The organism is Citrobacter sp. Cpo089 (assembly GCF_030332695.1).
GTDB classification, from domain to species: Bacteria; Pseudomonadota; Gammaproteobacteria; order Enterobacterales; family Enterobacteriaceae; genus Citrobacter; species Citrobacter portucalensis.
Window position 1 is genome coordinate 82328 of record NZ_JAOWHJ010000066.1, and the last position, 24810, is coordinate 107137.

A 24810-nucleotide genomic window follows, 5' to 3' on the forward strand; every position below is an offset into this window, starting at 1 on the left:
GGCGATTCCTTATTTCAGCGGCGAGTTTTTACGCTCGATGCTGTAGCGCTCAAGTTCTTTGTACGGCACGACTTTGCTCTTCTTCTTACGCACATCGACCACGGTCATACGGTCAGTACAGGAGTAGCAAGGATCGAGGCTACCGATAATCAGCGGGGCATCGGAAACGGTATTGCCACGCAGCATGTAGCGCAGCGTCGGCCAGTTGGCGTAGGTCGCCGCACGGCAGCGCCAGCGATACAGTTTCTGGTTGTCGCCGGTCATGCTCCAGTGGATGTCATCTCCACGCGGCGCTTCAGCAAAGCCCAGTGCGAAACGGTGAGGAATATAGGTAAAGCCTTCCACCATCAGCGGGCCGCCCGGCAGGTTATCCAGACCAAAGTCGATCATATTCAGCGCGGTGTAGACTTCATTGATACGGACTTTCAGGCGAGAAATAACGTCGCAGCCCTGCTCGCTGTGAACTTCCATCGGCAGCAGACCATAACCGACAAACGGGTGATCGGCGCGGGTGTCACGTGCGTGGCCGCTGGCGCGAACCATCGGGCCGACGTTACTGAAGTCACGGGCAATTTCCGGATCCAGACGACCAATACCAACCGTACGCTGTTCCATGTTCGGCGTGCTGAGCAGCATATCGACCAGTTCCTGCACGTCACGACGCATCTGCTGCGCCAGTTGACGGGTCTGGATCATATCTTCTTTCAGCAGGTCACGACGAATACCGCCGATCAGGTTCAAACCGTAGGTTTTACGTGCCCCAGTGAGGATCTCCGCCATCTTCATCGACGTTTCACGCACGCGGAAGAACTGCATAAAGCCGGAGTCAAAACCGGTGAAGTGACAGGCCAGGCCGAGGTTGAGCAGGTGCGAGTGCAGACGCTCAACTTCCAGCAGAATGGCGCGTATCATCTGCGCACGTTCCGGCACCACGATGCCCATCGCATTCTCAACGGAGGTGGTATAAGCGGTGCTATGCGCAAAGCCGCAGATGCCGCACACGCGATCCGACAGGAACGTCACTTCGTTATAACCCATACGGGTTTCCGCCAGTTTCTCCATGCCGCGGTGGACATAGAACAGACGGTAATCGGCGTCGATAATGTTCTCGCCGTCAACGAACAGGCGGAAGTGACCGGGTTCATCGGAGGTGACGTGCAACGGGCCAATCGGCACCACGTTATTTTTCTTGTCGCCCAGTTCGTTGATGAACTCGTAGGTTTCAGCATCGGTAGTCGGCGCCGGGCGCTGACGATAATCCATACTGTCTTTACGCAGCGGATAGAGTTCATCCGGCCAGTCATCCGGTAACACCAGACGGCGCTCATCCGGTAAACCAACCGGGATCAAACCGTACATGTCGCGCACTTCACGCTCGCCCCAGACCGCTGCTGGAACGCGCGGCGTGACGGACGGGAACTCCAGTTTATTGGCATCGACTTCAACGCGGACGGTTATCCAGCACTTGGTGCCTTGCTCCATCGACATCACGTAATAAACGGCGTAATGACCGCACAGCTGACGTTCGTCGTTACCAAACAGCACGGATAACCAGCCGCCCTGTTTGTAGTACAGGAACTCAACCACTTCCGGCAGGTAGTTCACCTTGACGGTGATCGTCAGCTGATCTTTGGTCTGCCAGGCTTCATCCAGCACCACGCCCGGAAAGGCCTGGTGCAGCGCAGCGAGATATTGTTGACCTAATTTTTCTTCAGACATGCTCAAACTCTCTTAAATCACGCCACCAGCAAGGAGACGAACGCTAAAAACGCAAACCCAAAACCGGCCCAGGTCACGCGTGAAGTGGCGCAAAAACGCAGACGCGCCATGCTGTTTTCGAACAGGGCGATGACCAGCACGCCGAGGACCAGCTTGACGACGGCAATCACCAGCGCCAGCAGCAGCCCACCGGCGGTGAAGGTTTCCATCTGTCCCCACGGCAGGAACACGCCAACGAACATTTGCAGAACGACCAGCTGTTTGAGGCTGATGCCCCATTTCAGCACGGCAAAACCGCTGCCGCTGTATTCAGTCAATGGACCTTCCTGCAACTCCTGCTCTGCTTCCGCCAGATCGAACGGCAGTTTGCCCATTTCGATAAAGGTGGCGAAAGCACAGGCGCACAGTGCCAGAATCAGCGGGATGCTGCGCGCAGCAGGCCAGTGGTAAATGGTATCGGCGATATTGCTGATATGGGTTGAACCCGCAACCTGTGCCGCTACCCACAGTCCCAGCAGCAAAATAGGTTCAACCAGCACGCCGAGCATCGCTTCACGGCTGGCGCCAATGGCGGTAAACGGGCTACCGGTATCCAGTCCCGCGATAGAGAAGAAGAAACGGGCGATGGCGAACAGGTAAATTAAGGTGATCAGATCGCCCAGTTGTGGCAGCGGCGAGCCAACGGTCACAACCGGCAACGCAGTGGCGATAGTCAGCATCACGCCCACCATCACAAACGGCGTCAGGCGGAAAACCCAGCTGGAATCCGCAGGCGCAATGCTCTGACGGCCCAGCAGTTTGATAATGTCGCGGTATTCCTGCAAAACGCCCGGACCGCGGCGATTGTGCAAACGCGCACGCGCCACGCGGGTAACACCGGACAGCAGCGGCGCAACGGCAAACAGCACCAGCGCCTGAATTAACGGATATAAAACACTCATTCTCAGGCTCCTCGTGAAACCACAATCACCACCAGCACCGCCAGCTCAATCAGCGCCAGGCGACGGAACAGCACCGGTGCAGCAGCATTCTGCCAGCCCGGAACCAGTGATACCGGGTTCAGCCATTTACGCAGTTTGAGTACCGGGGCAAAAGCTTCTTTCACCGGCATGGCAAAACCGTGCGCGGTAATCACCATTGACTGCTCGTGATCGTAACCACACACCCACGCCGCACCGCGTGAACGCGACGGCAGACGGTTGCCTTTGAAAATGGCCATGATGATGAACGGCAGCAGCGGACACGCGATCAGCAGCAGCGTGATCATTGGCTGAGAAACGGTGGTGTTCGCGGTTTCCAACGGCATCGGAACGGCAGAGGAGATCATCGGCAACAGCCACGGTGCCGCAACGCCGCCAATCACGCAGCAGATAGCCAGCGCGACGACGCTCACCCCCATCAGGATTGGCGCGCAGCAGGCATTTTCAGCTTCCTTCGTGCGCGGTGCGCCAAGGAACGTAACGCCATAGACTTTCGCCATACACATCACCGCCAGCGCGCCGGTAATTGCCAGCCCTACCGCCAGCAACGGTCCTAACAGGCTACCGACAAATGCGCCGCTATTGCCGAGCTTAAAGAAGGATTGGTAGATAACCCACTCACCGGCAAAACCGTTCAGCGGCGGCAGCGCGGCCATCGCCATCAGACCAACCAGCATCGCCAGCGAGATAACCGGCATACGTTTACCGATACCGCCCAGTTTTTCGATATCACGATGACCGGTACGGAACCAGATGCTGCCTGCACCCAGGAACAGAACGCTTTTGAACAGGCTGTGGTTAACCAGATGATACAGACCGCCGGTCAAACCCAGCGCAATCAGCGCCGGTTGATTCAGGGAAATTCCGGTCACGCCAGCGCCCAGACCCAGCAGAATAATGCCGATGTTTTCCAGCGTGTGGTACGCCAGCAGACGCTGGATGTTGTGCTCCATCAGCGCATACAGACCGCCAACAAACGCGGTGATCATGCCCAGCACCAGCAGCGTAATCCCCCACCACAGCGGCGCGTTACCGCCCAGCAACGACAGGGAGAGAATACCCAGCAGACCAACCTTCATGACGACGGTAGAGAACAGCGCCGCAGCCGGTGCGCTGGCATTGGCGTGTGCCTGTGGCACCCAACCGTGCAGCGGAATAATGCCGGCCAGCAGGCCAAAACCTGCCACGCCCAGCAGCCAGATGTCAGACCCGAGCGGCAGCTCCTGGGTGCGCAGGTCAAGAAGACGCAGCTCCAGAGTGCCGTAACGTTGCCACACCAGGTAGCAGGCGACCGCCAGCAGTAGCGTACCAATACGCCCCAGTGCAAACCACAGTTTGCCTTCTTTACTGCATCCGGTAAGGAACACGGCACACAGCGCCATGATTTCCGCCATCACCACCAGCGTACCGAGGTTGCTGGCAACCACCGCACATACCGCCGCGGCCATCAGCAGATTCACCAGCAGGCCGTTAGCTTTCACCTGCGGATGGCGATGCCAGTCAATGTTGTACAGGCTGACAAACAGACCGCACAGGCCCAGCGTAATCAGCCAGATAGCATTCAGCGGAGTAATTTGCAGACTGTGACCAATAAACGGCATCACGCCGCTCACCGCCAGCGCATTAGTCAGAACGTTAAAACCCGCGGCTGCCGTAAACAGGCTGCCGACCGCACCGCCAACTCCAGCAATCCAGCCGCTCAGCGATTTATGAAATGAAAACAGAAATGCCAGAACCGCAGCCGCTGTAAACCAGGCTACGCCGCTGTTAATCAGTGAAATTGCGCTCATTTTGCATCCCCACTCTGAGCCTGCTGAAACAAGGTGAGATCGCCGAAATCGGTATTGAAAGTCAGCTCACGCTTACGTTTGCTGGCGCGGGCGATATCCATGTTGCTCACCAGATGCAGGGCTTTGGTCGGACACATGCGCACGCAGGCAGGACCTTGCTCGTCAAAACTACACAGATCGCATTTCACCGCGATGGCACGAACGCCGGGAACCCAGTCCAACAGCGAACTCACGCGAGCAGGCGCTGGCGGAGCCGGAGGCGCTTTTGGCGTATTGGCGTTTGCCGGAATATGTAGCGGACGGCTACCGGAAAACTCTATCGCGCCAAACGGACAAGCGATCCCGCACAGTTTGCAGCTTACGCACAAGCTTTCGTTCAGCTGTACGGCGCCATCAACGCGGTTAATGGCATTAACCGGACACACGGTGGCGCAAGGCGCATCTTCACACTGGTGGCAAAGCTGCGGCGCGGATTCTTTTTCATTTAACATCACTTTCAGGCGCGGCATTGACTGCAGGCCATGCTGGCGATGTGTCTCTGAGCAGGCGGCTTCACAGGTGTGGCAGCCAATACAAAGAGTGGAGTCAGCAATTACAAAACGATTCACCAGGCATTCCTCAGGTGATAGTCATTTTTGACGAAAACATGTCTACCAAATGTCATTTCGACATTTTTCGACATGCCCATTCCCTAAAACGTCGTGATGCAGTATGTAGACCGCACCATGACAAAGTGGGCAGCACCCGAGGCTTAAGCCGGGCTATGTCCCTCAACCAGCTGGCTTAAATTCACCGGCATATTGTTCTCAACCGCGGTGTACAGGCTGTCGTAGACGGTGGCGATTTTTTCGAGATAGTGATCCAGCACCTGCTCGCGATCGCGGTTGCTAATACGCTCATCGACCTTACCGTCGATAGTCAATTCTGCCTGTGCAATCAGCTGTTTATCATCACCGTCTTTCGTTTCGACGTAGTATTCGATGGTATGGCTGTTAAAGCCGTCCGCCAGCGTGACGTAGATAGTGAAGTGTTCAAAAAGGACGAAGCAGAGATCCTTGTCCGGCGCGCAGCTCATCGCATGATGCAAACGCGCTTTTGACAGGGTGATCCCCTGAACCAGCGAGTTGCAGTAAATACGCCACTGGTCCTGTAGGCGACGATGCCGTTCAGCGATGTAATCGGCTTTTTCGCTTATTTCCCAAATAGTCATGTCAGGTTACCCGTTTAGCAGAGATGAACAGCCTTAAGCACATTTCATGCCAAAATTAAATCACTTAATTTTCATATAGATAAAAAATCAAAGGCGGGTGACGACATGTCATTTCGTCATCGTCGTCATTGTCACAAATGAAAAAAATCAACCTGGCATGCTTATTGCTTTTAATACGGCAACTTCACAGGAGGCGGTATGCACGAAATAACCCTCTGCCAACGGGCACTGGAATTGATTGAACAACAGGCCACGCAACACGGTGCTCAGCGAGTAACTGGGGTCTGGCTCAAAATTGGCGCATTTTCTTGCGTAGAAACCAGCGCTCTCTCCTTTTGTTTTGATCTGGTATGCCGCGGGACCCTTGCAGAAGGTTGTAAACTCCACCTCGAAGAACAAGAAGCCGAATGTTGGTGCGAATCTTGTCAGCAATACGTCACGTTACTGACGCAACGCGTGCGCCGATGTCCGCAATGCAACAGCGATATGCTGAGAATTGTGGCCGATGACGGCTTACAGATTCGACGTATTGAAATAGATGAAACTCCAGCGCCGGATGGCGACGCTTAAGCGTCTTATCCAGCCTACAGAAAGAGCTCGTTTGTAGGCCGGATAAGGCAACGCAGCCATCCGGCAACAGATGTATCGCAAGTAAAAAGATCAGGAGTGAGCGATGTGTACGACATGTGGTTGCGCTGAAGGCAACCTGTATATAGAGGGTGATGAGCATAATCCCCACTCGGCGTTTCGCAGCGCGCCATTTGCCCCAGCGGCTCGTCCGGCGCTGAATATTACCGGTGTGAAGACCTCAAATTTCACACCGAGCCAGACCGAAGAAGGCGATTTGCACTACGGTCACGGTGAGGCAGGAACCCACGCACCAGGTATGAGCCAACGCCGTATGCTGGAAGTGGAAATTGACGTACTGGACAAAAACAACCGCCTCGCCGAGCGCAACCGTGCCCGCTTTGCGGCCCGTCAGCATCTGGTGCTGAACCTTGTTTCAAGCCCGGGCTCTGGTAAAACCACCCTGCTGACCGAAACGCTGATGAAGCTGAAAGATAGCGTGCCGTGCGCCGTTATTGAAGGTGACCAGCAGACGGTGAACGATGCCGCCCGTATTCGCGCCACTGGCACACCCGCCATTCAGGTCAACACCGGTAAAGGTTGCCACCTTGACGCACAAATGATTGCTGACGCCGCGCCGCGTTTGCCGCTTGACGATAACGGTATTCTGTTCATTGAAAACGTCGGCAACCTGGTCTGCCCGGCCAGCTTCGACCTCGGCGAGCGCCATAAAGTGGCCGTGCTTTCAGTAACCGAAGGTGAAGACAAACCGCTGAAATACCCGCATATGTTTGCCGCCGCATCGCTGATGCTGCTCAACAAAGTGGATCTACTGCCGTACCTCAATTTTGACGTTGAAAAATGCATCGCCAGCGCCCGGGAAGTGAACCCGGGGATTGAGATTATCCTAATTTCCGCCACCAGTGGTGAAGGGATGGATCAATGGCTCTCCTGGCTGGAGACGCAGCGATGTGCATAGGTGTTCCGGGTCAAATCCGCACCATTGATGGCAACCAGGCCAAAGTCGACGTTTGCGGTATTCAGCGCGACGTTGACCTGACGCTGGTCGGTAGCTGTGATGAACATGGCCAACCGCGCCTCGGCCAGTGGGTGCTGGTCCACGTCGGTTTTGCCATGAGCATCATTAATGAAGCTGAAGCGCGCGATACGCTCGACGCGCTGCAAAACATGTTTGACGTTGAGCCGGATGTCGGCGCGTTGCTGTACGGCGAGGAAAAATAAATGCGTTTTGTTGACGAATACCGCGCACCAGAGCAGGTGATACAGTTGATAGAGCACCTATGTGAACGTGCCGCCCACCTCTCCTACACGGCTGAACGCCCGCTGCGGATCATGGAAGTTTGTGGTGGTCATACCCACGCTATCTTCAAATTCGGGCTCGACCAGTTGTTACCGGAAAACGTGGAGTTTATTCATGGTCCGGGTTGCCCGGTTTGCGTTCTGCCGATGGGCAGAATCGACAGCTGTGTAGAAATTGCCAGCCATCCAGAAGTGATTTTCTGCACCTTTGGCGACGCTATGCGCGTCCCGGGTAAGCAAGGCTCTCTGCTGCAAGCCAAGGCGCGCGGTGCGGATATCCGTATTGTCTATTCACCGATGGATGCACTGAAGCTGGCACAGGAAAACCCAACGCGTAAAGTGGTGTTCTTTGGCCTGGGTTTTGAAACCACAATGCCAACGACCGCTATCACCCTGCAACAGGCAAAGCAGCGTGACGTGCAGAACTTTTACTTTTTCTGCCAGCACATCACGCTTATCCCTACGCTGCGTAGCCTGCTGGAACAGCCGGACAACGGTATCGACGCCTTTTTAGCACCGGGCCACGTCAGCATGGTGATTGGCACCGACGCCTACAACTTCATTGCTTCAGATTTCCATCGCCCGCTGGTGGTCGCCGGTTTCGAACCGCTTGATCTCCTGCAAGGCGTAGTGATGTTAATTGAGCAGAAAATTGCAGCCCAAAGCCAGGTAGAAAACCAGTACCGCCGCGTGGTACCGGATGCCGGTAACGCGTTAGCGCAACAGGCCATTGCCGAGGTGTTCTGCGTCAATGGTGACAGCGAATGGCGCGGTCTGGGCGTTATCGAATCCTCTGGCGTTCACCTGACGCCGGACTATCAGCGCTTTGATGCCGAAGCACATTTCCAGCCAGCGCCGCAGCAGGTGTATGACGATCCGCGCGCGCGTTGTGGGGAAGTGCTGACGGGCAGATGTAAACCACATCAGTGCCCGTTATTTGGCAAAACGTGTAACCCGGAGACCGCGTTTGGCGCCCTGATGGTCTCCTCAGAAGGCGCATGTGCCGCCTGGTATCAGTATCGTCAGCAGGAGTGTGAAGCATGAACAGCGTACAACTCGCCCACGGTAGCGGCGGTCAGGCTATGCAGCAGTTGATCAACAGTCTGTTTATGGAGGCTTTCGCGAATCCGTGGCTGGCGGAACAAGAAGATCAAGCGCGTCTGGAACTGGCACAACTGGTGGCAGAAGGCGACCGTCTGGCGTTTTCAACTGACAGCTACGTTATCGATCCATTGTTCTTCCCCGGCGGCAATATCGGCAAGCTGGCCATCTGCGGTACGGCTAACGACGTGGCGGTCAGCGGAGCTATTCCACGCTACCTCTCCTGCGGTTTTATCCTCGAAGAGGGCCTGCCGATGGAGACACTGAAAACCGTTGTTAACAGCATGGCAGCAACCGCGCGCGAAGCAGGTATCGCCATCGTGACTGGCGATACCAAAGTCGTGCAGCGTGGTGCAGCAGACAAGCTGTTCATTAACACTGCCGGAATGGGGGCAATTCCCGCCAACATTCACTGGGGTGCACAGACTCTCAGTGTGGGTGATGTGCTGCTGGTAAGTGGCTCTCTTGGCGATCACGGCGCAACTATCCTTAACCTACGTGAACAGCTAGGTCTGGATGGCGAACTGGTCAGCGATTGCGCGGTATTAACGCCGCTTATCCAGACGCTGCGTGATATTCCTGGCGTGAAGGCGCTACGTGACGCCACCCGTGGCGGCGTGAATGCAGTCACGCATGAATTTGCCGCTGCATGCGGATTTGGTATTGAGCTGTCTGAAGCTGCCCTGCCCGTGAAGCCTGCGGTGCGTGGCGTTTGCGAGCTGCTGGGTCTGGATGCGCTCAACTTTGCTAACGAAGGCAAACTAGTGATTGCCGTTGAACGCCAGGCCGCTGAAACCGTACTTGCCGCGCTGCGCGCGCATCCGTTAGGGTGCGATGCTGCAATGATTGGTGAAGTGGTCGAACGCAAAGGTGTTCGTCTTGCCGGACTCTACGGCGTGAAACGAACCCTCGATTTACCACACGCCGAACCATTACCTCGTATATGCTAGCAGCCGGTTGGCAGCATACTGTAGGCCGGATAAGACGCATTAGCGTCAACATCCGGCGTTAATGCTGCATTATGCCTGATACCGCTTTGCTGATCGGGCCAACGGATTGTATATCCTGGCCAGTTCAGTGGCAGGCCATCCGGCAATAATTTACGACTTATACCTATAATTCATTTACCGTTTTCGCACCGTTCTGCGGTGCTTTCCCTGGAAAAGCAATATGTCGTATACACCGATGAGTGACCTCGGACAGCAAGGCCTGTTCGATATTACTCGTACATTATTACAGCAGCCCGATCTCCCGTCTCTTAGCGAGGCGCTTTCGCAGCTGGTCAAGCGTTCAGCGCTGGCCGACTGCGCGGCTATTGTCTTATGGCAGGCACAAACGCAACGTGCGCGTTATTTTGCAACGCGTGAAAATGGTAAACCCATCGATTATGAAGACGAAACGGTGCTGGCACATGGTCCGGTACGCCGTATTTTGTCTCGCCCTGATGCGTTGCACTGCAACTATCATGAGTTTACGGAAACATGGCCACAATTGGCTTCAGGTGGACTGTATTCTGAATTTGGCCACTACTGCCTGCTGCCGCTGGCGGCAGATGGGCGCATCTTTGGCGGTTGCGAATTCATCCGTAACGAAGACCGTCCGTGGAGTGAAAAAGAATATAACCGTCTACAGACCTTCACTCAGATAGTCGGCGTCGTTGCTGAACAAATTCAAAGCAGAGTCAGCAACAACGTCGATTACGATCTGCTGTGTCGTGAGCGTGACAACTTTCGCATCCTGGTCGCCATCACCAATGCCGTGCTCTCCCGACTGGATATTGATGAGCTGGTCAGCGAAGTCGCCAAAGAGATCCACCACTACTTCGACATCGATGCCATCAGCATCGTGTTACGCAGCGATCGCAAAAATAAACTCAGTATCTATTCCACCCACTATCTGGATGAACATCATCCGGCACACGAACAGAGTGAAGTGGACGAAGCGGGAACGCTCTCTGAACGGGTCTTCAAAAGCAAAGAGATGCTGCTGATTAACCTGAGCGAACGTGACATCCTTGCCCCTTACGAACGGATGCTGTTCGAAACCTGGGGCAACCAGCTACAAACCCTGTGTCTGCTACCGCTGATGTCCGGCAATACTATGCTCGGCGTACTCAAACTGGCACAGTGCGAAGAGAAAGTTTTCACTACCGCCAACCTCAAGCTATTGCGCCAGATTGCCGAGCGTGTGGCAATTGCTGTGGATAACGCCCTCGCCTATCAGGAGATCCACCGCCTGAAGGAACGTCTGGTCGATGAAAACCTGGCGTTGACTGAACAACTCAACAACGTAGAGAGTGAGTTCGGCGAAATCATTGGTCGCAGCGAAGCGATGTACAGCGTACTCAAGCAGGTCGAAATGGTGGCGCAAAGCGACAGCACCGTCTTGATTCTGGGTGAGACCGGAACGGGTAAAGAGCTGATCGCACGAGCCATTCACAACCTGAGCGGACGTAACGCCCGTCGGATGGTGAAGATGAACTGCGCGGCAATGCCTGCCGGATTACTGGAAAGCGATCTGTTTGGTCACGAGCGTGGCGCGTTTACCGGTGCCAGCACGCAGCGGATTGGTCGTTTCGAGCTGGCAGATAAAAGTTCGCTGTTCCTCGATGAAGTTGGCGATATGCCGCTGGAGCTTCAGCCTAAGCTACTGCGGGTTCTGCAAGAGCAGGAATTTGAACGCCTGGGCAGTAATAAGCTGATCCAGACCGACGTGCGCTTGATCGCCGCGACCAACCGCGATCTGAAGAAGATGGTTGCCGATCGCGAATTTCGTAACGATCTGTATTACCGACTGAACGTCTTCCCGATCCATCTGCCGCCGCTGCGTGAGCGCCCGGAAGATATTCCGCTGCTGGTAAAAGCCTTCACCTTTAAAATTGCTCGTCGGATGGGACGCAATATCGACAGTATTCCCGCCGAGGCTCTGCGCACGCTGAGCTGTATGGAATGGCCGGGTAACGTGCGTGAGCTGGAAAACGTGGTGGAACGTGCGGTTCTGCTTACCCGAGGCAACGTACTGCAACTGTCCCTTCCGGATATTGCCCCTTTGACGCCGTCTACGCCTCCGGTGGCAACCGAAGTTGCACAGGACGGTGAAGATGAATACCAGTTGATTATGCGCGTACTGAAAGAAACCAACGGGGTGGTTGCCGGTCCCAAAGGCGCGGCACAAAGGCTGGGGCTGAAACGTACAACGTTACTCTCACGCATGAAGAGATTGGGTATTGATAAGGATGCACTGGTTTAGCTAGTGTGGCTATACTGGGTGATATCTCAACGAAAGGAGGCAGTATGGCGGTATCAGCACGTAATCAATTAACCGGTACGGTGAGCGCAGTCGCTACGGGCGCAGTGAATGATGAAGTTGAACTGACGCTGGCTGGCGGCGCAAAACTGGTCGCGATTGTAACCCATAGCAGCCAGCAGGCGCTGGGTCTGGCGAAAGGGAAAGAAGCAATTGCTCTGATTAAAGCGCCATGGGTGACGCTGGCAACTGAAGACTGTGGTCTGAAGTTCTCTGCGCGCAACCAGTTTGCTGGCAGTGTTTCCCAGGTCACAGAAGGCGCAGTCAACGCCACCGTACATATCAAAACTGACGCAGGCTTCGAGATTGTTGCCGTCGTCACCAACGAAAGTCAGCAAGAGATGAAACTGAGTCAGGGAAGCCGTGTTGTTGCGCTGATCAAAGCCTCAGCTATTCTGATTGCCACCAAAGCGTAATCGCCATTCATCACCGCATGGCTAAGTTGCCCGATGGCGCAATGCGCATCGGGCCTACGCGGCAGATGCACTTATTCTCGTAGGCCAGATAAGGCGCAGCCGCCATCCGGCGCACAGCGACCTTATTTTTTCCGCTGGTACTTCTCGGGTAACTCCGGCACTGGACGTTTGTCATCAATCAGGTGACGTACGGTCAGAATCGGGTGACGCCAGAGCATTCTCGGCCCAGCCCAACGCATAATTTGCTTCATCTCTTCGCGTTTAGCCGGTTGATAACAGTGCACTGGACACTGTTTACAGGCCGGTTTTTCCTCACCAAATACGCACTTGTCGAGGCGCTTTTGCGCATAGGCAAATAACGCATCGTAATGCCCCGGCTCGTCTGAAGCCTGCGGGCACTGGCTCTCGTAGAGCGAAATCATTCTCTGGATCGTCATTTTTTCACGTGCAATGCGTTTGCCGGACATGATGCCTCCACAATTAAGTTGCATAAATAATACACCTTAATCATGAAGGCAACCAAGACCCGAGTACCGCTTACTCGTCACAACGGCTAAATTGCCCTGCGTTTATAAGGACGGTAGTGTGGTAACCAAAAGTTATCTTTTATGCTTTGCAACAGCGCGTCGTCGCTCATCTTCTCTGCCACGCCCGACAGCTGCGCTGCCTTACCGACCTCAAAGGCAATGCTGCGGGTCACCTCACCGATTGTCCCAATCTCCGGCAACAGAGCGCCTTCCCCGATACGCACTAACGGGGAAGCATCGGCCAGCGCACGGCTTGCCGCCATCAGCATAGCCTCTGTTACGCGTGTCGCGCCACTGGCGATGGCCCCCAGACCGATGGCCGGGAAAACATACACGTTATTGCACTGCGCCACCGGAATGGAGCGTCCATTAAATTCAACCGCATCGCAGGGACTGCCGGTCGCGATGATGGCCTGCCCTTCGGTCCAGCGAATGATATCTTCTGGTCGCGCTTCCATTCTCGAAGTGGGATTCGACAACGGCATAACGATCGGGCGGCCGCAGTATTGGTACATCGTGCTAATGACTTCCTGCGAGAACAATCCAGCCTGACCCGACACACCCAGCATCACCGTGGGTTTGGCATTGTGGATAACCTCCAGTAGCGACGGTGCCAGCCCCTCATACTGCCAGTCAGATACAGCCTCGGGAGACTGCGCCAGCGGTTGCTGGAAATCAGCTAAGGCATTATTGGTGGTCATCACCAGACCGTCGCGATCCACCATAAAAATGGTCCGTCTGGCTTCGGCCTCGCTCATTCCTTCACTGATGCGGCAGGCAATAATATGCCGGGCGATCCCACATCCTGCAGCACCCGCCCCCACAATTACGATTGATTGCTGACGGAAGTCACGACCGCTGCCTCGGCAGGCCGCAACCAGAGTCGCCAGAGCCACCGACGCCGTGCCCTGAATGTCATCGTTAAAACAGCACATCTCATCGCGATAACGGTCCAGCAGCGGCACCGCAGTATGCTGGGCAAAATCTTCAAACTGCAGCAGAACGTTAGGCCAGCGCCGTTTTACGGCAGCAATAAACATTCCAATAAATGCGAAGTAGTCTTCACCAGTTATGCGCGGATGTCGCCAGCCGATATAGCGCGGATCGTCAAGCAGTCGCGTATTGTTCGTACCGACATCCAGTAGAATAGGTAGCGTATTCGCCGGATTTACCCCGCCACAGACGGTATAGAGCGACAGTTTCCCGATAGGAATCCCCATACCGCCAACGCCCTGGTCACCTAGCCCCAGAATGCGCTCACCATCGGTGACGACGATGACCTTGATATCGTGCCGTGGTATATCATGCAAAATATCGTCAATACGATCACGATCGGGCCAGGAGATAAAGACACCGCGTGCACGACGATATATCCACGAGAATTTTTCACAGGCGGCCCCGACTACCGGGGTATAAACGATGGGCAGCATCTCTGGAAGATGCTTTTTCAACAGGTAATAAAATAACGTTTCGTTAGTATCCTGGATATTACGCAGGTAAATATGTCGAGCGTTGTGGGATTCAGCCTCAAGATATTGTTGATACGCCCGTTCGGCTTGTTCATCAATATTCTCAATGGCACAAGGCAGTAGCCCACTCAGGTTAAAGTCATGCCTTTCTTGCTGCGTGAAGCTGCTTCCCTTGTTTAATAACGGAGATTCAAGCAGTAACTTCCCCGTAAACGGGACGTATAAAACATCGTTTGTCACGTTGCCATCCATAAATTACAACCAGATAAAAAATAAGAGCCTGCATTAGCAGGCTCCCGGGATTCAAATCAGGACATAGTTGGCAACCAGCATCGCCGCGATACCGGCCAGCGCTGGAAGCAGCGTTCTTCTGACGATCATAAACGGCGAACATTCTCCTGCTTTACTCACCGCAATAATGATTCCAGCCACCGGAGACATTGAGCGCCCCATTCCCGCCATTAACTGCATAGGCAGGATCATATTAACGGCGCTCTCACCAAATTTTGCCGCAATGGAGGGGGCCAGGCCGGAGAAGGAGAAAAAGGCGGCAACACCAGAGCCTGTCAGGACGGCGGTGACGCCCACCAGCGCGGTCATCACCAGCGTCATACTGGTAAAGCCCAGTCCTGCGTTTTGCACTGACTGTAACAGGTAGTCCACCGCGCCAATTTTCTGCAGCCCCTGGGCATAGATATCCGCACACACCAGCAAGGAAACGATGCTGGTAAACATGCTGCCCATCCCTTTGAAAAAGACCTGTATTCCTTTGCAACAGCTTTTGAAATCCCGAGTAGCCACCAGTTCAAAGAAAAATGCGACGACAGCGCCAAGGATCATCGCCGTGACCACGTCTATTTTGATGGACTTGATAACCAAAGGGCTAAAGACCAGCACCAGTACGACAGGCAGGACGGGTAACAGCGCGTAAATAGCGGGTACCTTTCGGCCTTCTTCTTCCGCTTGCGCCACGCTTTGCGCTCCCGGTACGAAGCCATCTTTTTTGTCGAAATACTTCGCGGTAAAGTAAATCACCACCGCAACGGCCAGCATCACCACCACCGCCACCGGCATCTGGTAATGCGCAAAGTAGATCGCGCTTTCCATGCCAGCATGTTTAGCCGCCAGATTCGCAGTACCTACCGCGGGCCCTAGATCCATAAACGCGCACAGACCAATCATCGCGGCCGCAGAGGCTTTACTGACCCCCAGACGAACCAGAACCGGGAAGAATGTCACCAACAGCAACATCGCCAGCCCCGCTGCACTTGAAATTGCCACATGCAGAAGCTGTGCGCAGATATACCCCAGCGCAAGGATCAGGTAAGGCGCTTTAATCACCTGCAGCGGTCGAATGCACATATTGACCATCGCATTCGACGCTTTAATGTGATCCATATAGCTGGCAAATCCACCCGCAGCCATGATGATAAGACCAATACCTGCAATTTGTGTGGTGAGCGATTCTTTTGCAAAGCTAAAGATATCCAACCAGGTTGACCCCGTGGATTTTGCTTTATCGTAGAGAATGCTGTTTTCAGGATAAAACAGTACGGTAATGGTCAATAATGCCAGTCCTGCGAGTAATAAAACAGTTTGCGGCTGATAATTTTTCACAATTAACCATGCAGCAATAACTGTTATCACTATTGCTATAATAAACGCCGTCATAATAACAATTCCTATGCCATACAAATCGGGTAGGATTACCTGTCATATCATCATAGCTTATATAGGATAGTAAAAAATCACCCCCATATATAAGCAGCTATAATATGTACGTAAATCTATCGTATTACATACTCAAATATTGAGATTTAATTGTAATGGGTTGTGTGGTTGTAAAATACGGGAAAGGTGTTTTCCCACCTCTTTTTGTGAGTAAGATCGCAACTACATCTGAATGTAGTCGCAGACCTCAGAAAAGGCTGGGTGCGGGTTTCCAACATATTCATTCTATGATTGACGTCGAAAGTGTATTACCCTATAACAACGTTGATATACAATAGTCATCGGGTGTTATCCATGTACAAAAAAAACACGTTAAGTCTGGATGAGTATAACTTACTTACTCTTAATATGGGTGATCTAACTGAATCTGAGTGCCGACTCAATGAGTACATTAATAAACACTTCAATGAACTTCCCTATCATGGCATTGTTGACCTCTCGCAAAATGCGATGGTAAGCAAAGCAACCATTGGCCGATTTTTAAATAAGATTGGGTTTACGGGTTACGCCGCTTTTCGCAAAGCATTAGACATTACGCTGTCAAAAAATAAAATATCCGCACCTTTTGAGAAAAACATCAAACTACGTAACAATCCCAGCATTACCACTGAAAGTATCGTTACTGATTTCACCCATAAAGTATCAGAATTATTTAATCAATTTAAAAATAATATCGATATTGAAAGCCTTAATGCGTTTATCGATCTGGTACTGAACAATCAACGTCATATTTATGTCGTCGGCCCGTCATCATCTCATGCAATGGCAACGCATTTTTGTACACTGCTAAAGTACTTTCGCAGTGACATCACCCTGTTACCGACGGACATCAGCGAACTCCCCAAATGTCTCATCAATATTGAGGAAGAGGATGTCCTGATTGTGTTCTCCTACTATCGATTTAATCGGGTTGCCCTCAATATTGCAAAGTGGTTCAGAAAAAAGAATGCCGTCGTGGTACTGGTTACCAATTCAGAAGCGAACCCTTACGGCAAGTTCTGCGATCTGCAGTTTGTTCTTCCCAGCGACGTACAGTCCATTTTTCAAAGCCGTATACTCGGCTTCTTTTTTATCGAACTCATATTGCATTTGGCTTACGAGAAAGGAGATAACGAGGGGAATTTTGCCCAACTGGAGGAATTATTTGTCTTTTTCGAAACGTTTTCTGCATCAGCACACAACACTTAGCTCCGCCAGCCGCCAGAAGTATTCTGGCTCCTGGCAACATGACGAATCAAGCTATTTCTGCGGTTTTCACGCGATCGAACTCAGCTATAGTTTCAGCGATTAGCGCGTCGTTAGCCCCGATATATGACAGCGGCTCGCAGGCAGCGGTAATTTCCTCTACAGACAATGATGCGCGGATTTCCGGGCTAGCCTGCACGATCTCCATGAAGCTGTGCTCTCCAGTTGCATGCTTTAGCAGGTTTTTCACTAAGTTATAGGCGGACTCTCTGCCAATTTTGGCGGCAAGTTTCATCGTCAGTGATTCCGACATAATAAAGTGCTTTGAGCAATCGAAATTAGCACGCATCTTCTCTTCATTAATGATGAGATGCGAAAGCAGATTCTTTGCGCGTGTCAGGCTGGTCGATAAAGCATTTGAGGCCTCCGGGAGGATTGTCCAGTTTAATACCCTCATTGAGGCGGCTCGCACATCCTGTTGATCCAGCATGGCCGGAGCGCCAGACGCATACATCCATCCCATCCTTGCCAGCGTTTGCATCATGTTACTGGCGCGCGGATTAACCTTGTGCGGCATCGTGCTCGACCCTCCGCCACCTTCTCCCTCAAGCACTTCAGCAATCGGCGTGCGTCCCATTGTTTCGACATCGTTGGCCAGACGACATAGCGTGCCGTGAACAAGGGCAAAAAACTGCACAACTTCAACAACCGCATCCTGGCTGGCATTATTAATGCCGCAGGGTACGTTCAGACCCAGTGCCAACATCAGTCGTTCACGTGTTTCCATTCCCTGCTCGCCTACGGAGGCCAAATTACCTACCGCGCCGCCAAAGAGCCCGGTTACAGCTCGCGGGTACAGCTGCTGAAGTCTTATCAGATGGCGGTTAATCTCTGCCAGATAACTGCAAACATGCAGCCCCCACGTTGTCGCAGAAGCATCCACTGAATTGGTGCGAGCAACCATCACCGTTCGGGTATGACGTATTGCCATCGCTTTCATCGCTTCGCCAACATCGAGCAATTGCTCGCGCAGCAGCTGCAACGTTTGTTGCAGTCTCATCGCCATGCCAGAGTCCAGCAGGTCCTGGGTAGTGCATCCCCAGTGCAGATACTGACTTACTAACGGTGTGCCGCAAGCAGAGATCTGATCGATCAGCGGTTTTATCGCCATACCAACCGTCTGTGTTTCCTGTGCCAGGGCTGGCCAATCTATCTGTATTTCCCTGCACGTTTTTTCAATTTCGACGGCGGCTTGCTCAGGGATAATGCCCAGCTCGCCTTGCACGCGAGCGACTGTTGCCTCAAACCGCAACCAACACCGCAGCAGATTGTCGTCAGACCATATTTCCCGCATCCGCCCCTGGGTGAACAATGAAGAATAAAGATCAGAATCAAATACCGTTGTTTGCTTACCGAACATACAGCGCCTCTCCGGCCAATGAATGCGTCATAATCGAAATGTGATTAATCAATTTTGCAGGATCTGTTTTCCAGATTATAGGGGAAAATAGTATTCCCACCCCAAAAACGGCTATGAGAATACAATATTCCCATTTTCATTTTTTCCATCAAGTAGAAATGCGATGTACTTCACAGTAATTTGCGAATTACATTCCAAACAGGCGTAATATTTCAACAAAAATGCACATTAAATATAAGAACCATTAATACAATAGTGAAATTAGTGATATTTATGCGTGAATAATCACATTTCATTACGAGAAAAAATAATTCCCATACCGCTGACATTCCTTTTCCACAAACAATTATCCCGCTGTGAACTTTATTTTATGGTCAGGAAACTAATGCTGGTTTGAGGGATGACATGAAGCTAAAAAACTATTCACTAATATTACTAATGGGTATGAGTTCCTCGGCGTTCGCCTTAAATGTCTATAATAAGGATGGAAATACGCTGGATATCTATGGCCGCGTTGAGGGAAAAATAGCAAGTGGCCAGAATTCATTTGCTGGCAGTGAAAGCCGAAGCGATCTGGGTGGCCGTGTAGGTATTTACCTCACCCGAGATCTGGATATTCTGCCAGATACCAAAATCGTGGGTCGCCTGGAATGGCAGGTACGTACCGAAAAAAATGATAACAATACCGGTGAAAGCGATATGGAGGCCCGTTATTCCTATGTCGGTCTGTCAAATAAAACATGGGGTGAACTGATCACCGGGAGAACCAAAAACCCGTTATATCAGGTAATGAAAATGACCGATAAGTACAAAAACTTCACTCCCAATATCTACAGCTATGGCATTACAACCATTGATGATTCATACCAGTTCAACCGACAGGATGGCACCGTTCAGTGGAACGCCAAATTTGCCGGAAATGAAATTCAGCTGGCATGGGTTTCCGGTAATGGCAACAGCGATAACGAAGCCCTGGATTACGGCGCGATGGCCAGCTATCGTAAGTCTTTCAAATTTGGTGATTTTAGAATTACACCAGCACTCGCGGCCAGTCGTTACAAACGACAGGATGGCGTAGTGACCACCGATGGGCGTAATCAAAACGATCAAATTATGGGAGGATTACAACTCAGCTATAAAGCCTATGAAGTCGCGGTAACCGCATTGCGTACTTCTATTTCTCGCGATAACAAAAGTGATAATAATTATAAAGGGATGGATTCACTTATTTCCTACAAATTTGGCACCGTCAAGGTTCTCACCGGATATAGTTTTCTAAATGAAGATGGTAAAGATATCGCTGAAAAAGAAGACTGGCGTGCTGAAGCGCAATTAACATTAGCTGAGGATACGTGGTTATCATTTACTTACGATAAAGAATTCGCCAGTAAGAACAAAAAAACCAATGATGATGCGCTCATCGTTGGACTCCGTTACGACTTCTAAGAGATAATCGATGAAAAAGATAACTTTACTTGCTGCAGCAACGGCCCTGGCACTGAGCAGTATCTGCGCTCACGCGGATACGTTATTAGCGCCTTCCGCACATGCTAAAATGGATGGCGAGAATAAAATCGTCGCGCTTTATGGAAACTCGTTCACGTTCTATAATAATAATATCAATACCCGATTACGGGATTTGACGCAGTCTTTATTGCCTGACCATGCCAAAGGCTATAAATATCGGGGGATCACGATTTCCAGCGGTCATTTAGGCTGGCAAATTGAGAATATGCGCTACCAGAACACGTTACAGAAATGGGATGTAGTGGTATTACAGGGGAACTCCACAGAAACAATTTCAAAGAAAGAAAGTACCCGGCAAAATTTCGTTGACTCTGCAACCCAAATGGCTGAGATGGCGCATAAAGCAGGTGCAAAAGTTGTCTATTTCATGACCTGGCCGAAGAAAGCTAAACCCGAAGATAGCCAAAAGCTGGCGGATGCTTATATCTCGATTGCGCAGAAAACGGGGGGATATGTGGCTCCGGTAGGTCTTGCTTTCGAGAAAGCGCGCAAGACCCATCCGGAAATCAACCTGTATTATCATGATGGTGTCCACCCTTCTATTTCTGGAACGTATCTCGCCGCTTGCGTATTCTTCGCCACCCTGTATAACCAGTCTCCGGTCGGCGGCGCGCTTCCTGTTGATACGGACATGACCCCTGCCACCGCCAAAGCGTTACAACAGGTAGCATGGGAAACCGTTACTGAGTTCCAAAAGTCATAATCACCGGGTTATTCATCCCCAACACGCCGGCAATCGTGCCGGCGTAAAATACATTATCCCCCGTCTATTCCTTAGCAACCTACGCAAATAAGAATTATTTTCATTTGTTTATGCCATGTGCTATATAACATAGCAAAGGCTATATTCGATGATAAATTAACCACTTTGTTGCGAGGGATACTATGCCGCATCTGCCCCATCTGAAGTCATTTCTCCTTGCCAGCGTGTTAACAGCGCTGACGCTGTCACCCGCCTGGGCGAAAGAAAAATTCAAAGTGGTAACCACCTTTACGGTGATTGCCGATATGGCAAGCAATGTGGCAGGCGACGCGGTGGACGTTAGTTCTATCACCAAACCGGGTGCTGAAATTCACGAATATCAACCAACTCCAGGCGATATTAAACGGGCGCAAGGCGCACAGCTTATTCTCTCCAACGGCCTTAACCTCGAACTATGGTTTGCCCGCTTCTACCAAAATTTGTCCGGCGTACCGGAAGTGATGGTCTCAAACGGCGTGCAACCAATGGGCATCAGCGAAGGGCCGTACAACGGTAAACCAAACCCGCACGCCTGGATGTCAGCGGAGAACGCGCTTATCTACGTGGATAACATTCGTGATGCGCTGATCAAATACGATCCGGACAATGCCGCAACTTACCAGAATAATGCACAGAATTATAAAGCGAAAATCCAGCAGACTCTGGCGCCACTGCATACAGAACTGGCAAAGCTCCCTGCTGATAAACGCTGGCTGGTCACCAGCGAAGGCGCATTCTCTTATTTAGCTCGAGATAACAATCTCAAGGAGCTGTATCTGTGGCCGATCAATGCCGATCAGCAAGGTACGCCCAAGCAGGTACGCAAGGTTATCGATGCCATCAGAGCGCATCATATCCCAACGGTATTTAGCGAAAGCACCGTGTCCGACAAACCTGCGCGTCAGGTTGCCCGTGAGTCTGGCGCACATTACGGCGGCGTGCTGTATGTCGATTCGCTCAGTGCAGCCGACGGTCCGGTACCGACCTATCTGGATTTACTGCGCGTCACCACGCAAACCATTGTTAACGGCATCAACAAGGGTCTGGAGAGCCAACCATGAGTCACTCTGCGATTACCGTAAATCAGGTTACGGTGACGTATCGCAACGGTCATACCGCATTGCGGGACGCCACTTTTCAGGTTCCGGGCGGCTCAATTGCCGCTCTGGTCGGCGTAAACGGTTCAGGAAAATCAACGCTTTTTAAAGCGCTGATGGGTTTTGTCCGCCTGGCGCAGGGGGAAATCTCAATTCTGCAACAGCCGGTAAATAAGGCGCTCAAACAGAATCTGATCGCCTATGTCCCCCAGTCAGAAGAGGTGGACTGGTCGTTTCCGGTACTGGTGGAAGATGTGGTGATGATGGGACGCTTTGGCCATATGGGCTGGCTGCGTCGACCAAAACAAATTGACCACGCCTGCGTAGATGCGGCGCTGGCGCGGGTTGATATGCTGGATTATCGCCATCGTCAGATAGGTGAACTGTCCGGTGGGCAGAAAAAGCGTGTTTTTCTGGCAAGGGCCATCGCACAGGACGGACAGGTTATTTTACTGGATGAACCCTTTACCGGTGTGGATGTAAAAACCGAGGCCCGGATCATCGACCTGCTGCGTGAACTGCGTGATGAGGGTCGAACCATGCTGGTCTCTACCCATAATTTGGGATCCGTCACTGAGTTTTGTGATTACACGGTGATGATTAAGGGCACGGTGCTGGCAAGTGGCCCCACCGAAACCACCTTTACCCCCGAGAATCTTGAACTGGCATTCAGCGGCGTACTGCGTCACGTTGCGCTGAGCGGCGGTGAACAGCACGTGATTACCGATGATGAACGCCCGTTTATTTCGCGACGCACGGCAAACGAGGGGGAATAACCATGAACTGGCTAACGGAGCCGTTTGGCTACCAGTACATGCTCAACGCCATGTGGGTCTCGGCGATGGTCGGCGGCCTGTGTGCGTTTCTCTCCTGCTATCTGATGCTCAAAGGCTGGTCGCTGATTGGCGATGCGCTGTCGCATTCTATCGTTCCGGGCGTGGCAGGCGCTTATATGTTAGGGCTTCCCTTCGCGCTTGGCGCATTCCTTTCCGGCGGACTGGCGGCGGGCAGTATGCTGTTTCTTAATCAACGTTCGCGCCTGAAGGAAGATGCGATTATCGGACTGATTTTTTCGTCTTTTTTCGGTATCGGGCTGTTTATGGTGTCGCTCAATCCGATGTCGGTGAACATTCAGACCATTATTCTCGGCAACGTGCTGGCGATTGCGCCAGAAGATATTCTACAACTGGCCATCATCGGGGTTATTTCGCTAACCATCCTGTTTTTGAAGTGGAAAGATCTGATGGTGGTTTTTTTTGATGAAAACCACGCGCGCTCTATCGGTCTGAACCCGGGCCGGTTGAAGCTGTTATTTTTTACGCTGCTCTCCGTTTCCACAGTCGCCGCGCTGCAAACCGTCGGCGCATTTCTGGTGATTTGCCTGGTGGTTACGCCAGGTGCAACGGCCTGGCTGCTGACCGATCGTTTTCCACGCCTGCTCACTATCGCCGTAGCTATTGGCAGCCTGACCAGCTTTTTCGGCGCCTGGCTGAGCTACTGGCTGGACGGTGCAACCGGCGGAATTATTGTCGTTCTGCAAACGCTGCTGTTCCTGCTGGCATTTGTCTTCGCGCCAAAACACGGTCTGCTGGCGAATCGCCGCCGCGCCCGTCTGGTGAACAAGGAGTCAGTATGATCTTAACAACGCTGCTGGAACCCTTTCAGTTTGGTTTTATGGTCAATGCGCTGGTCATCTCCACCATTGTCGCCGTGCCCTGCGCGCTGCTGTCTGTATTTTTAGTACTCAAAGGCTGGGCTCTGATGGGCGATGCAATGAGCCACGCGGTTTTCCCGGGAATTGTACTGGCGTGGATTGCGGGCATCCCACTGGCAATTGGCGCATTTATCGCCGGGCTGTTCTGTGCGGTGGCGACGGGTTATCTCGACGATAACAGCCGCATCAAACGCGATACCCTGATGGGAATCGTCTTTTCCGGCATGTTTGGTGCAGGACTGGTGCTGTACGTCTCTATCCAGTCAGAGGTCCATCTCGATCATATTCTGTTCGGCGACATGCTGGGCGTATCGTTCAGCGACATCATACAAACCGCGGTTATTACGCTTGGGATAGCGCTTATTATTGGGCTTAAGTGGAAAGATCTGCTGCTGCATGCGTTCGACCCGCATCAGGCAAAGGCCAGTGGGCTTAACACTGCACTGCTACATTACGGCCTGCTGTGCATGATCGCCCTGACGATTGTCGCCACGCTAAAATCAGTAGGGATTATTTTGTCGATCTCCTTACTGATTGCGCCTGGCGCCATTGCGATTTTAATGACGCGGAAATTTTCCCACGCCTTGTGGCTGGCGGTGATTATGTCGGTCGTTACCTCGTTTATGGGCGTGTACCTGTCTTTTTTCATCGACAGTGCACCGGCCCCCACCATCGTCGTACTATTTTCACTACTGTTTGTGATGACCTTTATTTATTCCACCCTGCGCGACCGTCGTTTAGAACGGCGACGCCAGCAATACGACCTCTAACGGAGTGGGCAGTGATATGCCCACTATCGTTATTAGAATACGTAATGACAATATTCCCAGCGTCCTGAACAAATGCCCCGTTCTGAAACCATGCCATATTTACCAGCGCTATTTAATAATCAGATAGTCACTATCACATTAGGGTAATGACTCCAACTTATTGATAGTGTTTTATGTTCAGATAATGCCCGATGACTTTGTCATGCAGCTCCACCGATT

General features: G+C 52.2%; 24 protein-coding genes. 14 read left to right on the top strand and 10 right to left on the bottom strand.

Features of this window, described 5'->3' with window-relative positions:
* Positions 1-9 precede the first annotated feature (9 nt).
* From hycE to hycA, 5 genes are all read right to left on the bottom strand, one after another.
* The gene (gene hycE / locus OGX92_RS15680) at positions 10-1719 is read right to left on the bottom strand and encodes a formate hydrogenlyase subunit HycE (RefSeq protein ID WP_003037393.1); all 1710 of its coding nucleotides are present in this window, start codon (positions 1717-1719) and stop codon (positions 10-12) included.
* A gap of 17 nt (positions 1720-1736) precedes the next feature.
* Positions 1737-2660, bottom strand: coding sequence for a respiratory chain complex I subunit 1 family protein (locus OGX92_RS15685; RefSeq protein ID WP_003825914.1), 924 nt, complete (start codon positions 2658-2660; stop codon positions 1737-1739).
* Positions 2661-2662: 2 nt separating this feature from the next.
* A complete protein-coding gene (gene hycC, locus OGX92_RS15690; protein WP_286586780.1) occupies positions 2663-4489 on the bottom strand; it encodes a formate hydrogenlyase subunit 3 in 1827 nt (608 codons plus the stop codon).
* A complete protein-coding gene (hycB, locus tag OGX92_RS15695; RefSeq protein WP_003825909.1) occupies positions 4486-5097 on the bottom strand; it encodes a formate hydrogenlyase subunit HycB in 612 nt (203 codons plus the stop codon). The genes hycC and hycB overlap by 4 nt, the downstream gene beginning before the upstream one ends.
* A gap of 143 nt (positions 5098-5240) precedes the next feature.
* Entirely contained in the window at positions 5241-5699 is a 459-nt protein-coding gene (gene hycA, locus OGX92_RS15700) for a formate hydrogenlyase regulator HycA (RefSeq protein WP_003825906.1), read from the bottom strand.
* Positions 5700-5897: 198 nt separating this feature from the next.
* Between hycA and hypA the strand changes: the two genes are divergently transcribed.
* From hypA to OGX92_RS15735, 7 genes are all read left to right on the top strand, one after another.
* Positions 5898-6269: a hydrogenase maturation nickel metallochaperone HypA gene (hypA, locus tag OGX92_RS15705; protein ID WP_003825904.1), complete on the top strand. Its 372-nt coding sequence runs from the start codon at positions 5898-5900 to the stop codon at positions 6267-6269.
* Positions 6270-6372: 103 nt separating this feature from the next.
* Complete coding sequence (gene hypB, locus OGX92_RS15710) at positions 6373-7245, top strand: hydrogenase nickel incorporation protein HypB (protein WP_003037409.1); 873 nt, start codon at positions 6373-6375, stop codon at positions 7243-7245.
* Positions 7236-7508 (top strand): hydrogenase 3 maturation protein HypC, encoded by a 273-nt coding sequence (gene hypC / locus OGX92_RS15715; RefSeq protein WP_003037411.1) that lies wholly within the window; start codon positions 7236-7238, stop codon positions 7506-7508. Before hypB ends, hypC begins: the two co-directional genes overlap by 10 nt.
* Positions 7509-8630, top strand: a complete 1122-nt coding sequence (gene hypD, locus OGX92_RS15720; RefSeq protein WP_286586783.1) for a hydrogenase formation protein HypD — start codon at positions 7509-7511, stop codon at positions 8628-8630. It begins immediately after the preceding gene.
* Positions 8627-9637 carry a hydrogenase maturation carbamoyl dehydratase HypE gene (hypE, locus tag OGX92_RS15725; protein ID WP_003825897.1) on the top strand — a complete coding sequence of 337 codons (1011 nt, stop codon included), beginning with the start codon at positions 8627-8629 and terminating at the stop codon, positions 9635-9637. The genes hypD and hypE overlap by 4 nt, the downstream gene beginning before the upstream one ends.
* Positions 9638-9857: 220 nt before the next feature.
* Positions 9858-11936 carry a formate hydrogenlyase transcriptional activator FlhA gene (flhA, locus tag OGX92_RS15730; protein WP_032944751.1) on the top strand — a complete coding sequence of 693 codons (2079 nt, stop codon included), beginning with the start codon at positions 9858-9860 and terminating at the stop codon, positions 11934-11936.
* 44 nt (positions 11937-11980) lie between these two features.
* Positions 11981-12409 carry a TOBE domain-containing protein gene (locus OGX92_RS15735; RefSeq protein ID WP_003825890.1) on the top strand — a complete coding sequence of 143 codons (429 nt, stop codon included), beginning with the start codon at positions 11981-11983 and terminating at the stop codon, positions 12407-12409.
* 122 nt (positions 12410-12531) lie between these two features.
* On the opposite strand, the gene OGX92_RS15740 is transcribed toward OGX92_RS15735, so the two are convergent.
* The 3 genes from OGX92_RS15740 to dcuC all read right to left on the bottom strand — a co-directional run bounded on the left by OGX92_RS15740 (position 12532) and on the right by dcuC (position 16076).
* Positions 12532-12876, bottom strand: a complete 345-nt coding sequence (locus tag OGX92_RS15740; protein ID WP_003825888.1) for a nitrous oxide-stimulated promoter family protein — start codon at positions 12874-12876, stop codon at positions 12532-12534.
* Between the two features lie 86 nt (positions 12877-12962).
* Positions 12963-14657, bottom strand: a complete 1695-nt coding sequence (locus OGX92_RS15745) for an NAD-dependent malic enzyme (RefSeq protein ID WP_125112824.1) — start codon at positions 14655-14657, stop codon at positions 12963-12965.
* A 51-nt stretch (positions 14658-14708) separates the two neighbouring features.
* Positions 14709-16076, bottom strand: a complete 1368-nt coding sequence (gene dcuC / locus OGX92_RS15750; RefSeq protein ID WP_003825883.1) for a C4-dicarboxylate transporter DcuC — start codon at positions 16074-16076, stop codon at positions 14709-14711.
* 354 nt (positions 16077-16430) lie between these two features.
* Here dcuC and OGX92_RS15755 point away from each other — a divergent pair, with 354 nt between their 5' ends.
* Positions 16431-17324 (top strand): MurR/RpiR family transcriptional regulator, encoded by an 894-nt coding sequence (locus OGX92_RS15755; RefSeq protein ID WP_003825882.1) that lies wholly within the window; start codon positions 16431-16433, stop codon positions 17322-17324.
* A gap of 46 nt (positions 17325-17370) precedes the next feature.
* On the opposite strand, the gene OGX92_RS15760 is transcribed toward OGX92_RS15755, so the two are convergent.
* Positions 17371-18741, bottom strand: a complete 1371-nt coding sequence (locus OGX92_RS15760) for a class-II fumarase/aspartase family protein (RefSeq protein WP_125112825.1) — start codon at positions 18739-18741, stop codon at positions 17371-17373.
* A gap of 405 nt (positions 18742-19146) precedes the next feature.
* On the opposite strand from OGX92_RS15760, the gene OGX92_RS15765 reads away from it, so the two are divergent.
* From OGX92_RS15765 to sitD, 6 genes are all read left to right on the top strand, one after another.
* Positions 19147-20187: a porin gene (locus OGX92_RS15765; RefSeq protein WP_125112826.1), complete on the top strand. Its 1041-nt coding sequence runs from the start codon at positions 19147-19149 to the stop codon at positions 20185-20187.
* Positions 20188-20197: 10 nt separating this feature from the next.
* On the top strand, positions 20198-20971 hold the full coding sequence (locus tag OGX92_RS15770) for an SGNH/GDSL hydrolase family protein (RefSeq protein ID WP_003825874.1): 774 nt from the start codon (positions 20198-20200) through the stop codon (positions 20969-20971).
* Between the two features lie 182 nt (positions 20972-21153).
* Positions 21154-22071: a metal ABC transporter substrate-binding protein gene (locus tag OGX92_RS15775; RefSeq protein ID WP_286586785.1), complete on the top strand. Its 918-nt coding sequence runs from the start codon at positions 21154-21156 to the stop codon at positions 22069-22071.
* The gene (gene sitB / locus OGX92_RS15780; protein ID WP_003825870.1) at positions 22068-22883 is read left to right on the top strand and encodes an iron/manganese ABC transporter ATP-binding protein SitB; all 816 of its coding nucleotides are present in this window, start codon (positions 22068-22070) and stop codon (positions 22881-22883) included. Before OGX92_RS15775 ends, sitB begins: the two co-directional genes overlap by 4 nt.
* A 2-nt stretch (positions 22884-22885) precedes the next feature.
* The gene (gene sitC, locus OGX92_RS15785; RefSeq protein WP_008785642.1) at positions 22886-23743 is read left to right on the top strand and encodes an iron/manganese ABC transporter permease subunit SitC; all 858 of its coding nucleotides are present in this window, start codon (positions 22886-22888) and stop codon (positions 23741-23743) included.
* Positions 23740-24591, top strand: coding sequence for an iron/manganese ABC transporter permease subunit SitD (sitD, locus tag OGX92_RS15790; RefSeq protein ID WP_032944764.1), 852 nt, complete (start codon positions 23740-23742; stop codon positions 24589-24591). Before sitC ends, sitD begins: the two co-directional genes overlap by 4 nt.
* A 157-nt stretch (positions 24592-24748) precedes the next feature.
* On the opposite strand, the gene OGX92_RS23485 is transcribed toward sitD, so the two are convergent.
* Positions 24749-24810, bottom strand: a 62-nt coding sequence (locus tag OGX92_RS23485) for an IS1 family transposase (RefSeq protein WP_071528444.1), incomplete at its 5' end; no start/stop codon positions are given.

Bases quoted from the DNA above. Each gene is read 5' to 3' on its own strand.
- hycE (WP_003037393.1), bottom strand. From the start codon at position 1,719: ATGTCTGAAGAAAAATTAGGTCAACAATATCTCGCTGCGCTGCACCAG.
- OGX92_RS15685 (WP_003825914.1), bottom strand. From the start codon at position 2,660: ATGAGTGTTTTATATCCGTTAATTCAGGCGCTGGTGCTGTTTGCCGTT.
- hycC (WP_286586780.1), bottom strand. From the start codon at position 4,489: ATGAGCGCAATTTCACTGATTAACAGCGGCGTAGCCTGGTTTACAGCG.
- hycA (WP_003825906.1), bottom strand. From the start codon at position 5,699: ATGACTATTTGGGAAATAAGCGAAAAAGCCGATTACATCGCTGAACGG.
- hypA (WP_003825904.1), top strand. From the start codon at position 5,898: ATGCACGAAATAACCCTCTGCCAACGGGCACTGGAATTGATTGAACAA.
- hypB (WP_003037409.1), top strand. From the start codon at position 6,373: ATGTGTACGACATGTGGTTGCGCTGAAGGCAACCTGTATATAGAGGGT.
- hypC (WP_003037411.1), top strand. From the start codon at position 7,236: ATGTGCATAGGTGTTCCGGGTCAAATCCGCACCATTGATGGCAACCAG.
- hypD (WP_286586783.1), top strand. From the start codon at position 7,509: ATGCGTTTTGTTGACGAATACCGCGCACCAGAGCAGGTGATACAGTTG.
- hypE (WP_003825897.1), top strand. From the start codon at position 8,627: ATGAACAGCGTACAACTCGCCCACGGTAGCGGCGGTCAGGCTATGCAG.
- flhA (WP_032944751.1), top strand. From the start codon at position 9,858: ATGTCGTATACACCGATGAGTGACCTCGGACAGCAAGGCCTGTTCGAT.
- OGX92_RS15735 (WP_003825890.1), top strand. From the start codon at position 11,981: ATGGCGGTATCAGCACGTAATCAATTAACCGGTACGGTGAGCGCAGTC.
- OGX92_RS15740 (WP_003825888.1), bottom strand. From the start codon at position 12,876: ATGTCCGGCAAACGCATTGCACGTGAAAAAATGACGATCCAGAGAATG.
- OGX92_RS15745 (WP_125112824.1), bottom strand. From the start codon at position 14,657: ATGGATGGCAACGTGACAAACGATGTTTTATACGTCCCGTTTACGGGG.
- dcuC (WP_003825883.1), bottom strand. From the start codon at position 16,076: ATGACGGCGTTTATTATAGCAATAGTGATAACAGTTATTGCTGCATGG.
- OGX92_RS15755 (WP_003825882.1), top strand. From the start codon at position 16,431: ATGTACAAAAAAAACACGTTAAGTCTGGATGAGTATAACTTACTTACT.
- OGX92_RS15760 (WP_125112825.1), bottom strand. From the start codon at position 18,741: ATGTTCGGTAAGCAAACAACGGTATTTGATTCTGATCTTTATTCTTCA.
- OGX92_RS15765 (WP_125112826.1), top strand. From the start codon at position 19,147: ATGAAGCTAAAAAACTATTCACTAATATTACTAATGGGTATGAGTTCC.
- OGX92_RS15770 (WP_003825874.1), top strand. From the start codon at position 20,198: ATGAAAAAGATAACTTTACTTGCTGCAGCAACGGCCCTGGCACTGAGC.
- OGX92_RS15775 (WP_286586785.1), top strand. From the start codon at position 21,154: ATGCCGCATCTGCCCCATCTGAAGTCATTTCTCCTTGCCAGCGTGTTA.
- sitB (WP_003825870.1), top strand. From the start codon at position 22,068: ATGAGTCACTCTGCGATTACCGTAAATCAGGTTACGGTGACGTATCGC.
- sitC (WP_008785642.1), top strand. From the start codon at position 22,886: ATGAACTGGCTAACGGAGCCGTTTGGCTACCAGTACATGCTCAACGCC.
- sitD (WP_032944764.1), top strand. From the start codon at position 23,740: ATGATCTTAACAACGCTGCTGGAACCCTTTCAGTTTGGTTTTATGGTC.